The sequence below is a fragment of the Gluconobacter sp. GP1 genome (assembly GCF_032913585.1).
Lineage (GTDB): Bacteria > Pseudomonadota > Alphaproteobacteria > Acetobacterales > Acetobacteraceae > Gluconobacter > Gluconobacter cerinus.
In genome coordinates this window covers 22428-34757 of sequence record NZ_JASGXC010000001.1, presented here as the reverse complement: position 1 = coordinate 34757, position 12330 = coordinate 22428, and the positions used below count along the sequence as shown (strand labels likewise).

Genomic DNA, 12330 nt, shown 5'->3' with positions numbered 1-12330 from the left:
ATCCAATTCTGACACTCCGCTCCGTTTCCGTCCATGCTTCTCAGGTTTTGCGGATACCTTTTACAAACCCATCAATGCGGCGGCATGCCTCCGCAAGCTGGTCATCGGACGCTGCACATGAGAGGCGCAGATAAGGGCTAAAGCCAAACGCAGTTCCCGGAACGGTCGCAACATGAGCCTCTTCAAGCAAGGCCTCTGCAAACGCCACATCCGTATCCAGCAATCGCCCACTGGCAGAAGTGCCGCCAATCAGTCCGCCAACACCTGGATAAACGTAGAAAGCGCCTTCCGGAACGGCACATGTCAGTCCTGGAATAGCCTGAAGCGCTTCAACCATCGTATCCCGACGACGCTGGTAGGTTTCGCGCATCTGCTCAATACGATCCAGCCCACCTTTCAACGCAGCAGCAGAGCCTGCCTGAGCAAGTGTGCAAACACCGGACGTTGTGTTCCCCTGCACGGCAATCATCGCCTTGATGAGCGGCGTCGGACCACATGCAAAACCGACGCGCCAGCCCGTCATGGCATAAGCCTTGGCCATACCGTTAATGACCAGAATGCGGTCTGCCAGATCAGGCGCCACCTGCAAGATGGACAGATGCCTGCGACCATCGAACGTCAGGTGCTCGTAAATTTCATCAGACATGACAAGAACATGCGGCGCCTCGCGCAAGACATCGGCAATGGCTTCAAGGTCATGACGTTCAAGGATGGCACCGGTGGGATTGTTCGGAAAATTGAGAACCAGCCAACGGGTTTTAGGCGTAATCGCAGCCTTGATTGTCGCTGCATCAGGCCGGAAACCATTTTCTTCCGGGCAGGGAATTTCAACAGCCGTCCCACCCAGCATCCGGGCAATCAGTGGATAGCTGACCCAATAAGGCGCAGGAACGATAACCTCGTCCCCGTCATCCAGCGTTGCCGCAAAAGCATTATAGATGACCTGCTTGCCACCATTGGCCACCATAATACGGTCAGATGTGACCGTCAGATCATTATCCCGCTTGAACTTATGAATAATGGCGTCAATCAGCGCCTTTTGGCCCGGAATGGGAGGATAACCCGTATCACCAGCCAACCCGGCTGCATAAGCGGCTTCAATGGCTTCTGGCGGTGATGGAAAATCCGGCTGTCCAAGGGCAAGTGAAATGACGTCTTCACCCTCCGCCCGCAATTCGCGGGCCCGCGCTGCCATAGCAATAGTGGCTGGCTTGGGGAGTGTTGCCAGACGGGATGCAATACGAAACGTCATGACAGGCCCTGACAGAACTGCTGAATGCGGGTGCAGGCTTCCTTCAGAAGCTCGGTGCTGGTGGCATAGGAAATCCGGAAATATCCGGGCGTCAGGAAAGCACTTCCATGAACTGCGGCAACGCCCGTCTCATCCAGAAGAGCCGTGACAAAGGCCTCGTCACTATCGATCAGATGACCACCCTTACTCGTTTTTCCAAGCGTTCCCGCGATAGATGGGAACACGTAAAACGCGCCTTCCGGCTTTGCACAGCTCAAGCCAGGTGCGTCATTGAGCATGGACACCACAAGGTTACGGCGCTGCTCATAAACGGTCACCATTTCCCCAATGAAATCCTGCGGGCCTGAAACGGCCTCTTTGGCCGCAGCCTGAGCGATGGAGCATGGATTGCTCGTACTCTGTCCTTGCAGCTTGATCAGTTGGCGCGTCAGTTCCACAGGCGCTGCGGAAAAGCCAATCCGCCAGCCCGTCATGGCGTAGGCCTTGGACACGCCATTCATCGTCACCGTCCGGTCCCGCAGACGCGGTTCAACCTGCACAAACGTCTTGGCGACGGCGCCTTCATACATCAGCTTGGCGTACATATCGTCTGTCAGGATCCACACATGCGGATGCTCCAACAGAACCTCAGTCAGCGCCTTGAGATGATGCTCGTCATAAGCTGCCCCTGTCGGATTACAGGGCGAGTTCAGCATCAGCCATTTCGTCTTGGGCGTAATGGCAGCGCGAAGCTGGTCAGCCGTCAGGCGGAAACCGTTCTCAGCCGTTGTCTGGATTACGACAGGTGTTCCGTCGGCCAGTGAGACGATATCAGGGTAAGACACCCAGGCCGGAGCCGGGATGATGACTTCATCGCCCGCATTCAGGGTTGCAACCATCACATTATAAATAACCTGCTTGCCACCCGTCGAAACGCAAATTTCCTCGGCGCGGTAATCCAGATCGAAATCAGCGTTCAGTCGGGCCGCAACTGCTTCACGCAGCGGCATCGTACCTGCAACATCCGTATATTTCGTCTCGCCATTCTGAATGGCCCGAATGGCGGCCTGCTTGACGAAATCCGGCGTATCAAAATCCGGCTCACCAGCTGAAAGACTGATAATATCGCGGCCCTCTGCCTTCAGGGCACGGGCTTTCTGGGTAATCGCAATCGTCTGGCTCGGCAGAATACGGTTCAGACGGTCGGCAATGAGAGACATGATGGGTTCCCGGTGGCTTTATCGCGCAGAGACTCTAGCGCCCTCCGCCCTCATTTGACCACAGCCCATCGGCACATGACTGACACGTTTTTTGTGCACAAAAAAAAGCCGGACAGCTCCTTTATGGAACTACCCGGCCCTTAAGCAGAGACGATTTAAGATAAAATCAGGCCAGCTTTTCCATTTCGCGCAGAACGGCCTGTCCCATCATATCCGTACCAACGCGAGCCATGCCTGGAGACATGATGTCAGCGGTGCGCAGGCCGCTTGCCAGCACGTTGGACACTGCCTTTTCAATCAGTTCCGCATCTTCAGCCCGGTTGAGCGAGTAACGTAGCAGCATCGCAAAAGACAGGATCTGCGCCAGCGGGTTTGCAATGCCCTTGCCAGCGATGTCTGGCGCACTGCCATGGATTGGCTCGTAAAGCGCATTGCGCTTGCCATCTTCACGCACGATACCGAGCGTTGCAGACGGAAGCATACCCAGAGAACCCGTCAGCATCGACGCCAGATCAGACAGAATATCGCCGAACAGGTTGCCCGTAACGATCACATCAAACTGGTTCGGGTTACGAACGAGCTGCATGGCGCAGTTATCGGCCAGCATGTGAGACAATTCCACATCCTGATATTCGCGCTTGTGCAGATCCGTGACGACTTCCTTCCACAGGAGGCCGCTTTCCATCACATTGCACTTCTCGACGGAACATACGCGATTGCCGCGCTGACGGGCCATCTCGAAAGCAACGCGGGCGACACGTTCGATTTCGGACGTTGTGTAGACTTCCGTGTTAATCCCGCGACGGGAGCCGTCCGGAAGGGTCTCGATGCCGCGTGGCTCGCCGAAATAGATACCACCGACTGTCTCACGGACGATCATGATATCCAGACCGCGCACCACTTCCGGCTTCAGAGCAGACGCATCAATCAACGCATCAAAAAGCTGGGCCGGACGAAGGTTTGCGAAAAGCTCAAGCTCTTTGCGCAGCTTCAAAATGGCTACTTCAGGGCGCTTGTCGAACCCGACATGGCCCCAGGCCGGATCACCAACCGAACCAAACAGAACCGCATCGGACTTCCGGGCAAGGTCGATAACTTCATCACGGATAGGAACGCCATGAACTGCAAGGGAAGCCGCGCCAACGAGCTCTTCCGTGATGTCCAGCTTCAGGCCACGGTTTGCGTCCAGCCAATGCACGATCCGTGCAACTTCACGCATGACTTCCGGGCCGATACCATCACCGGCAAGAACAAGAAGCTTGTGGGCTTCACTCATTTTGCAGTTCCCATGCTGATTGACGGCACCCATGCACGGCTGGCCTGATGTTCAAAGCTGCTGATTTCCGCATCATGCGCCAGCGTCTGGCCGATATCGTCCAGACCTTCGAGCAGCATGTGACGGCGGAAGGGATCAACTTCAAACGGCACAACATTCCCGTCGGGGCGAATGATGATCTGCTTTTCCAGATCGATCGTCAGACGCGAATTCGAACCCTGGCGTGCATCACCCATCAGTTCGTCACAGATTTCCCGTGGCAAACGGATCGGCAGGATACCGTTCTTGAAACAGTTATTGAAAAAAATGTCGGCAAAGCTCGGCGCGATGACACAGCGGATACCGAAATCCAGCAGAGCCCACGGCGCATGCTCACGAGACGAGCCGCAACCGAGATTGTCATAGGTGATGAGGATTTCAGCCTGACGATACGGCTCTTTGTTCAGCACAAAGTCCGGGTTCTCGTTGCCATTCTCGTCGTAGCGCTGCGCGGCAAAGGCGTTCTTGCCAAGACCCGTGCGCTGGATGGTCTTCAGGAAGCGCGCCGGAATGATCTGATCGGTATCAATGTTCTCATTCGGCATCGGAGCCGCAATGGCGGTCAGTTCCGTGAACTTGTCCATCAGACGGTTTCCTTCATCAGCTCACGCACATCACATAGCGTGCCCGTGACAGCCGCCGCGGCAGCCATGGATGGGGAACACAGATGCGTTCTGCCACCCGGCCCCTGACGACCCTCAAAGTTACGATTGGACGTAGAAGCGCAACGCTGTCCCGGCGTCAGACGATCCGGGTTCATCCCCAGACACATCGAGCAGCCTGCCTCGCGCCATTCAAAACCGGCATCAAGGAAAATCTTGTCCAGCCCTTCGGCTTCGGCAGCAGCCTTCACAAGGCCTGAGCCTGGAACGATCATGGCACGAACCGTTGCCGCAACATGACGACCGCGCACAACTTCAGCAGCAGCACGCAGATCTTCCAGACGGCTGTTGGTGCAGGAGCCGATGAAGACCACATCGACGGGCGTTCCGGCAATCTTCTGACCAGCCGTGAGGCCCATGTAATCAAGAGCGCGCTGAACCTGCGCAGCCTGAGCCGGGTCTTTGAAATCTGATGGGGACGGCACAATGCCATCAATCGGCAGAACGTCCTGTGGGCTGTTACCCCATGTCACGGAAGGCACAATGTCTTCGGCCTTCAACGTCACTTCCGTATCGAAATGAGCGCCTTCATCCGATGCCAGCGTACGCCAGTAAGCACAGGCCTGCTCGAACGCTTCACCCTTCGGTGCAAACGGACGGCCATTCACATATGCAAAAGTCGTTTCGTCGGGTGCGACCAGACCAGCCTTTGCGCCGCCCTCAATGGACATGTTGCAGAGCGTCATGCGCCCTGCCATGTCCAGATCGCGGATTGCAGAGCCGGCAAATTCAATCACATGCCCGGTGCCGCCTGCCGTACCGATCTTGCCGATAATGGCCAGCATGATGTCCTTGGCTGTCACGCCCGGGCCCACTTTGCCCTCAACAGAAACACGCATGTTCTTTGCGGGCTTCTGGAGCAGCGTCTGGGTCGCCATGACGTGTTCGACTTCAGACGTGCCAATACCAAATGCAAGGGCGCCGAGTGCGCCATGCGTCGAGGTATGGCTGTCACCGCAAACGATCGTCATGCCTGGCAGGGAAATGCCCTGCTCTGGCCCGACAACGTGAACGATGCCCTGAGACGCGGAACGGAGCGGAAAATAGGGAACGCCGAACTCAGCGACATTCTTCTCCAGCGTTTCGATCTGGAGGCGGCTTTCCGGCTCTTCAATCGGCTGGGAACGGTCGGACGTGGGGACGTTGTGGTCCACCACGGCGACTGTTGCATCCGGACGGCGCAGGCGACGTCCGGCCATCCGCAGACCTTCAAACGCCTGCGGGCTTGTCACCTCGTGAACGAGGTGACGGTCGATGTATAGGATGCACGTCCCGTCTTCGAGGCGGTCAACAACGTGATCGGCCCAGATCTTGTCAAACAGTGTTCTGGGCGAAGAAGAAACGGGCATCCTTATACTCCAACCTTGACTTAGGAAGCGGCTTTTTCGCCAGCCTTCGGCAGATCGCGCGGGCGCTCTGCAATACGGGCAGACTTACCCGAACGGCCACGCAGGTAGTACAGCTTTGCGCGACGCACCTTACCACGACGCACCACTTCGATGCTGGCGAGGGACGGAGCGTACAGCGGGAACACACGCTCCACGCCTTCACCGTTGGAAATCTTGCGAACCGTGAAGTTGCTGTTCAGGCCCTTGTTGGAACGGGCAATGACAACGCCTTCGAAGTTCTGCACGCGCTCACGCGTACCTTCAACAACGCGGACGCCAACGCGAACCGTGTCACCTGCGATGAATTCCGGAACGGCGCGAGCCGCGGAAAGACGCTCGATTTCGCGCGCCTCGTACTGCTGGATAATGTTCATGACCAAACTCCTGGAAACAAAAATTCAATGAACCTGCTGTCGCGCCAGGTACGCATCCCAGAGATCGGGGCGACGCGCCTTCGTGACTGCGATTGACTGTTCATGACGCCAGCGGGCAATGGCGCCGTGATGACCGGACAGAAGGATTTCAGGCACTTCGCGCCCATCCCAGACTGCCGGCTTGGTATATTGCGGGTATTCTAGCAGACCTTCGGCAAAACTCTCGTCCTGTCCGCTGATCTCAGAACCCATAACTCCGGGAAGCAGCCGTACACACGCATCCAGAAGAGTCAGAGCAGGAATTTCTCCGCCTGACAGTACGACATCGCCCATACTGAACTGTTCGATGTCGTGCTTTTCCAGTACGCGCTCGTCTACCCCTTCAAAACGCCCGCAGAGGACGACAACACCTGGGCCAGCCACAAACCGCTCCGCATCTTCATGCGAGAGACGACGTCCGCGCGGTGTCGGGTAGATGACGGGTCGACCATCCAGCGCGGGAAGCGCCGAGAGAGCCGTATCCAACACATCTGCCCGCATCACCATGCCGGCTCCACCACCAAATGGCGTATCATCCACCGCACGATGGCGGCCCTGTCCGTGAGCACGCAGGTCATGCGCTTCACAGGACCAGATGCCACGTTCGAGCGCCCTGCCCGCCAGGGAAAATCCAAGCGGCCCCGGAAACATGTCCGGAAACAGGGTCAGGATGTCAGCGCGCCAACTCATGCCCGGACCTGTACCTCTCCATCGAGATCACCTTCGACCTCGACTTCAACTGGTGGCACGACGGTGACGCGACGGTGCGCGAGATCGACATGCGGCACACAGGCCAGCGTGAATGGAACAATCAGACCTCGATCAATCTCGATGCTGACACCCGCTCCATAGTCATGAACTATGGAGACGGTTCCAAGCACTTCGCCATCTTCGGAGACTGCAGTCATGCCGATCAGGTCTGCATGATAGAACTCGTCTTCCTCGACGGCAGGCAGAAGCTCACGCGCAACATACAAACGACGGTTAACCAGTCGTTCGGCAGCTGTGCGGTCTGGCAGAGTGTTCCCCTGAGCATCTGTCAGAGCAGCCACTCCCGGAGAAACCCAGCTTGCTGTCCATACAACCCCGCGCTCATCATGCAGCGCACCGAACATCTCGACAGAAGCCGGATCATCAGTAGCAGCATGAAGATGAACCAGACCGCGTACGCCATGCGGACGACCGATGGTCGCGATCAGGACATCACTGTCAGGTTTAAAGGGTGGCACGGATCAAGCGTCCTGAAACGTCAGCAGTAGATCAGGCTGCGGCAGCTGCAGCAGCGGCTGCTTCTGCAGCGCGAGCCTGAGCCTTGGCCTTCGGAGCGGACTTCTTCGGCTGCTCGCTGTAAGCAGGCTTCGGAGCCAGACCAGCGTTACCGAGGAAACGTGCAACGCGGTCGGTTGCCTGCGCGCCGTTGGACAGCCAATGCTGGATGCGCTCGCCGTCAAGGCGGATACGATCAGCATGGTCGGACGGCAGCATCGGGTTGTATGCGCCAACCTTTTCGATGAAACGGCCATCGCGCGGGCTGCGGCTGTCTGCAACGACGATGTGGTAGTACGGACGCTTCTTGGCACCAGCGCGTGAAAGACGAATCTTGAGGCTCATGAAAAACTCCTGAAAGACAAACTTGAAAACTTGATGCTGATCAGACGAAAGGCGGGCGCCCACCGGGCTTGCCCATCCCCTTCATCATGTCGGCCAGACCACCTGCCCCACCCATTCCGCGCATCAGGCCACCAAGGCCCATTTTGCTGATGCGCTTCATCATTGTGGACATGTCGTCAAACTGCTTGAGCAGACGGTTCACTTCCTGAACCGTCGTTCCAGAACCTGAGGCGATCCGTTTTTTACGGGATGCCTTGATGATTCCCGGCGTTTTGCGCTCCTGCTTGGTCATCGAAGAAATGATGGCCTTGTGACGTTTGAAAATCGACGTGTCGATCTCCTTGTCACCCAGCATATCCTTGATCTTACCCATACCAGGAAGCATGCCGAGAATGCCCGAGATCGACCCCATACGGTTGATCTGGTTGATCTGGGACACGTAGTCATCCAGATCAAACTTACCGGCGAGCATCTTTTTGGCTACGCGCTCGCCTTCTTCGTGGTCGAGCGTTTCCGCTGCGCGTTCCACAAGGCCAGCAACGTCACCCAGCCCCAGAATGCGGCCAGCCACACGTTCCGGATGGAATTCTTCGAGCGCTTCCAGCTTTTCGCCAGACCCCGTCAGCTTGATCGGTGCGCCCGTAATGGCCTTCATGGACAGTGCGGCACCGCCACGGGCATCACCATCCATTCGGCTCATGACGACGCCGGTAATACCGACGGCTTCATTGAAGGACTTGGCTGTATTGACCGCATCCTGCCCCGTCATCGCGTCCACGACCAACAGCGTTTCTGCCGGGTTCGTGACAGACCGGATCTCGCGAACCTCGTCCATCAGAGCTTCGTCGATAGACAGTCGGCCAGCGGTATCGAGAATGACGATATCGTAGCCTTCGCGACGGGCTGTTTCCAGCGCACGCTTCGCGATATCTACCGGCGACTGCCCCGCTACGATTGGCAGAGACTTCACCAGCCCCGTAATCGCGTTAACGCGCTCAGCAAGCTGCTGAAGCTGGAGCTGCGCTGCTGGACGCTGCACGTCCAGGCTCGCCAGAAGAATCTTCTTGCGCTCACGGGAAGAGAGACGCAGGGCGATCTTACCTGACGTCGTGGTCTTTCCCGAACCCTGCAGACCAACCATCAGCAATGGAACTGGCGGCACGGCTGAAAGATTCAGAGGAGCAACACCGGCGCCGCCGAGCGCGTCAATCAGGGCATCGTTAACGATTTTGGCGACAGCCTGGCCAGGAGAAACGCTTTCCAGCACTTCATGACCAACTGCACGCTCACGAACCTTATTGACGAAGTCCCGCACGACCGGCAGCGCGACGTCCGCCTCCAGCATCGCGAGACGAACTTCACGCATGGCCTCGGTGACATCAGCCTCCGAGAGCTTTCCATTCTTGGAAAGCCCTTCGAGGACACCGGACATCTTACCTGAGAGTTGATCGAACAACGGGCCACCTTATAGCAAGCAGAAACACGCCACTGCGCGAGCCTTCGCGATGTGGCGTGTCCGGAAACAGGTTCGCTCTATCGCTTCGTGACGCGGACGTCAAGCAATAGAGCGCCTCAACCTTAGAAATCAGGGTGCAGGCGGCGGCCCGTCTTCAGGCGGATGGCCCATAATGGCGTCCAACTGATCATGGAGCGAACGAATTTTCTCCATAGTCGCGTTCGCCTGACGGCGCTGCTCAGGCGTCAGGATATCATGAAGCTTCTCCTGCGTCTCCAGTCGAGCCTGCGCTTCCTGCACATGCAGGTCGGATTCCTGCTTGGTCAGATCAGCGAGGAGCGTGCGATCCAGATCGCCCTCCACAGAAAGAGCCGTGCGGATCTTGTCCCGAAGAGCCTTCAGCTTTTCATGCCGAGCCTTCATCTCCTCATGGCCTTGGCTGAAAATCTTATGGACCTGAGCCTTCTGGGCCTCAGTCAGAGTTATTCCCGGCGGAAACGGCGGAAGCATGCCCCCAGGACCCGGCCTGCCATGCATGCCATCAGGCTGCGGTCCTGGCGCACCCGGATGGGCGTGTGCGAGAGCGGAACCAGCCAGCAGCCCAACGGAAGCTAGAGCCGGAAGGAGAACAGAAAGACGAAATGCCGTCATGGATGCTATATCCTTGATGGTGATGAGAGGCGAAAAAGTGTTCCCGCCCCATTCCCTTCAAGATGACAGTTTTTTCGTTACAAAACGCCCCATGTCCTGTTTCGAAGAGTAAACCCCTCCAAGGTATGTAACAAAGAAGGAGGCTTGACGTGAGCGCCATCTCATCGCATGTAGCCGCCCACGTCCTGCACGCAGGACACGACTCCCGATTTTACGGTTGGGGTCTGGAGAGGTGGCCGAGTGGTTTAAGGCAGCGGTCTTGAAAACCGCCGTGCGTGGAAGCGTACCGTGGGTTCGAATCCCACCCTCTCCGCCAGATAACTCAAAAATTTCCCATAAAATTATGTTTTTACAGTCGCCACTCTCACTGCTGTCCCTTGTGATTTGCAGTCCCGACAACGGCTTGAGGCTTACACAACAAGTCAGAGTAATTTGTCTGACACCGCGATGCTCGAGCCGATGAAATGAAACGGGCTCACTGAGCAAAACGTTCTGCTTAACTGTCCTCATCCGCTTTAAGATAAAGCATGAGCCTGCCCGAGAAAAAATTCGGCACGCGTGACCATAGATTGACGGTTAATCAACTACACTACTGTTTTAAAATAATAGCTTTTGCTTCAGACGCCTCTCAGCGAAAATAACATGATTGTAGGGCGTTAAGCCCTACAACCTCACCTTCCACTAAACACGATCTACTTTACGCGCTTTACCCAGGTCATACTTCCAAACACTCCGTCACGGCGGATCAGGCCATGAAACAGAGCGGCCCCGATATGGACCAAAACAAGCCCGAAAAGTGCAAAAGCCAGGATCGAGTGAATAAAACGGAGCCACGACCAAAGAGCCGGATCATGCGGCAGAATTGGCGGAAGAATAACTGACTGTCCCCACAAAGGGATGGGAAAGCCGCCGGCGGAGAGCATTCCCCAGCCCACAAGGGGCAGCGCAATCATCAATCCGTAAAGCAGAACATGCGAGGCTTTAGCCGCATACTTTAAAAAACGGGGTAGATCATTTGGTAGCGTTGGGGCGGATGATCCGAGACGATTTCCCAAACGCAGGACAGCCAGCACGAGAATCGCAATCCCCAGAGGGCGATGCAACGTCACTAGCCGATGATAACTGGGCCCTACCGAAGAGGCCATGAACAGACCAATGAACAGCATGCACATAATCATTACAGCCATGAGCCAGTGCAGCACGCGCGATAAAGGCGAAAATGATGCTATGTGGTTCATGATTTTTTGCCTTCGGAAGACTGTATCAGACTGGGAGTAACCGCACTCGGGCCACGCTTTTCGCCAGAGCGCAGTAGAAACGACCGCATATAGGCGGCAGACCGCACCTGAAGGATCGGATCACCCGACGGCTCGATGCCCGGCGGCAAAATGAGAGGGTCAAAGGTAATCCCCGTACAAGGGCCGCCATCTTCGCTTTCAATGGACGCCAGGGTCAGAGTTCCAGCATCAACCATCCGGTCGTCGCGCGCCCAGATCTGACTAGGATCGTTAATGACATCATGCGCGCCTGCTACGGTCACCATCAAACGCCATTGCAGAGGATGCTCGTGAATATCGCCGATCAGTTTACGGAACAGATAGTCATGGTCCCTCGCCTTTCCGTTGGTCAGTTCGACAGGTTGCATCGGCACCATGGCCCACCGCACGGCCGTTTTCGAACCGTCTGCAGCGACCAGTATAAAGCTATCAAGACTGTGAAACGTATCGTCTGCGAACCCTGATGAAATAACGCGATGAGCATTTTCCTCAGCCGCAGACTTGAGCCAGGGATGCGTCGCACCGAACGTAGTCGTGCGCGAAGGGTTAGGCTTTCCAGTTGCGGGATCAATTTGTTGAGATGCAAAAAAATCTGCGACGTCGTGCGCGTCACGCAGTGGAAGAACTGGCGGATCGTTCATGCCAGTCCGCCATTCAGGAGCTTCGTGCGGCATAAACCGCAACGCCATGCTTCGCACAGTGGCGGCATTATCTGGAGCATAAGGCTGCCCGACACCGAGAGCGAACCGCCCAATGACCGGTACATGCTGTTCACGAAAGACCGCAGCTCGTGACAAATGTGCGGCGTCACCACTCGCATCAAACCATCCGCTGACGCAGACGCCTTTGGCGTGGGCCCTGCGAAAGCCATGTCCATAGCTCCCGGCGTTATGCAATTCTCCCATCAAACGGTTCTGCGTAACACGGTCAGGAGAAAAACAGCCTCCCGCCCAAAGAAAAGCCAACGCAAGCGCCGCGGGCGCAGCAATAACACCGAACCAGCGGGCAGCGGTGGTTAAGGAACCTGCGTATTTTTGATCCATGGGTTTCTATCCAATGCAGCTATCTTCCATGAAGACGTCAGCCACACTGGATTTATTCCGCAA

The 12330-nt window shown here is 56.5% G+C and carries 13 protein-coding genes and 1 tRNA gene; 1 reads left to right on the top strand and 13 read right to left on the bottom strand.

The features are described from left to right. Positions 1-40 precede the first annotated feature (40 nt). The 11 genes from R5H23_RS00150 to R5H23_RS00100 all read right to left on the bottom strand — a co-directional run bounded on the left by R5H23_RS00150 (position 41) and on the right by R5H23_RS00100 (position 9947). Positions 41-1252 carry a pyridoxal phosphate-dependent aminotransferase gene (locus R5H23_RS00150; RefSeq protein ID WP_317213834.1) on the bottom strand — a complete coding sequence of 404 codons (1212 nt, stop codon included), beginning with the start codon at positions 1250-1252 and terminating at the stop codon, positions 41-43. Then, positions 1249-2451 (bottom strand): pyridoxal phosphate-dependent aminotransferase, encoded by a 1203-nt coding sequence (locus tag R5H23_RS00145; protein WP_317213833.1) that lies wholly within the window; start codon positions 2449-2451, stop codon positions 1249-1251. The genes R5H23_RS00150 and R5H23_RS00145 overlap by 4 nt, the downstream gene beginning before the upstream one ends. A 166-nt stretch (positions 2452-2617) precedes the next feature. Then, positions 2618-3727 carry a 3-isopropylmalate dehydrogenase gene (leuB, locus tag R5H23_RS00140; RefSeq protein ID WP_086633647.1) on the bottom strand — a complete coding sequence of 370 codons (1110 nt, stop codon included), beginning with the start codon at positions 3725-3727 and terminating at the stop codon, positions 2618-2620. Then, on the bottom strand, positions 3724-4350 hold the full coding sequence (leuD, locus tag R5H23_RS00135) for a 3-isopropylmalate dehydratase small subunit (protein WP_317213832.1): 627 nt from the start codon (positions 4348-4350) through the stop codon (positions 3724-3726). Before leuD ends, leuB begins: the two co-directional genes overlap by 4 nt. After that, entirely contained in the window at positions 4350-5777 is a 1428-nt protein-coding gene (gene leuC, locus R5H23_RS00130) for a 3-isopropylmalate dehydratase large subunit (protein ID WP_046901340.1), read from the bottom strand. Before leuC ends, leuD begins: the two co-directional genes overlap by 1 nt. A gap of 20 nt (positions 5778-5797) precedes the next feature. Beyond that, positions 5798-6190 carry a 50S ribosomal protein L19 gene (rplS, locus tag R5H23_RS00125; protein WP_010504000.1) on the bottom strand — a complete coding sequence of 131 codons (393 nt, stop codon included), beginning with the start codon at positions 6188-6190 and terminating at the stop codon, positions 5798-5800. Positions 6191-6214: 24 nt separating this feature from the next. Beyond that, positions 6215-6919, bottom strand: coding sequence for a tRNA (guanosine(37)-N1)-methyltransferase TrmD (trmD, locus tag R5H23_RS00120; protein ID WP_046901338.1), 705 nt, complete (start codon positions 6917-6919; stop codon positions 6215-6217). Beyond that, complete coding sequence (gene rimM / locus R5H23_RS00115) at positions 6916-7458, bottom strand: ribosome maturation factor RimM (protein WP_086633643.1); 543 nt, start codon at positions 7456-7458, stop codon at positions 6916-6918. The genes trmD and rimM overlap by 4 nt, the downstream gene beginning before the upstream one ends. A gap of 31 nt (positions 7459-7489) precedes the next feature. After that, on the bottom strand, positions 7490-7840 hold the full coding sequence (gene rpsP, locus R5H23_RS00110) for a 30S ribosomal protein S16 (RefSeq protein WP_099212690.1): 351 nt from the start codon (positions 7838-7840) through the stop codon (positions 7490-7492). 40 nt (positions 7841-7880) lie between these two features. Then, a complete protein-coding gene (gene ffh, locus R5H23_RS00105; RefSeq protein WP_064273075.1) occupies positions 7881-9296 on the bottom strand; it encodes a signal recognition particle protein in 1416 nt (471 codons plus the stop codon). A gap of 129 nt (positions 9297-9425) precedes the next feature. Beyond that, the gene (locus R5H23_RS00100) at positions 9426-9947 is read right to left on the bottom strand and encodes a Spy/CpxP family protein refolding chaperone (protein WP_211500616.1); all 522 of its coding nucleotides are present in this window, start codon (positions 9945-9947) and stop codon (positions 9426-9428) included. Between the two features lie 226 nt (positions 9948-10173). Here R5H23_RS00100 and R5H23_RS00095 point away from each other — a divergent pair. Further along, positions 10174-10263, top strand: a tRNA-Ser gene (locus R5H23_RS00095). 376 nt (positions 10264-10639) lie between these two features. On the opposite strand, the gene R5H23_RS00090 is transcribed toward R5H23_RS00095, so the two are convergent. Together R5H23_RS00090 and R5H23_RS00085 are read right to left on the bottom strand one after the other, a co-directional pair. Next, on the bottom strand, positions 10640-11185 hold the full coding sequence (locus R5H23_RS00090) for a cytochrome b (RefSeq protein ID WP_317213831.1): 546 nt from the start codon (positions 11183-11185) through the stop codon (positions 10640-10642). Further along, complete coding sequence (locus tag R5H23_RS00085; protein ID WP_317213830.1) at positions 11182-12267, bottom strand: catalase family peroxidase; 1086 nt, start codon at positions 12265-12267, stop codon at positions 11182-11184. Before R5H23_RS00085 ends, R5H23_RS00090 begins: the two co-directional genes overlap by 4 nt. Positions 12268-12330 lie beyond the last annotated feature (63 nt).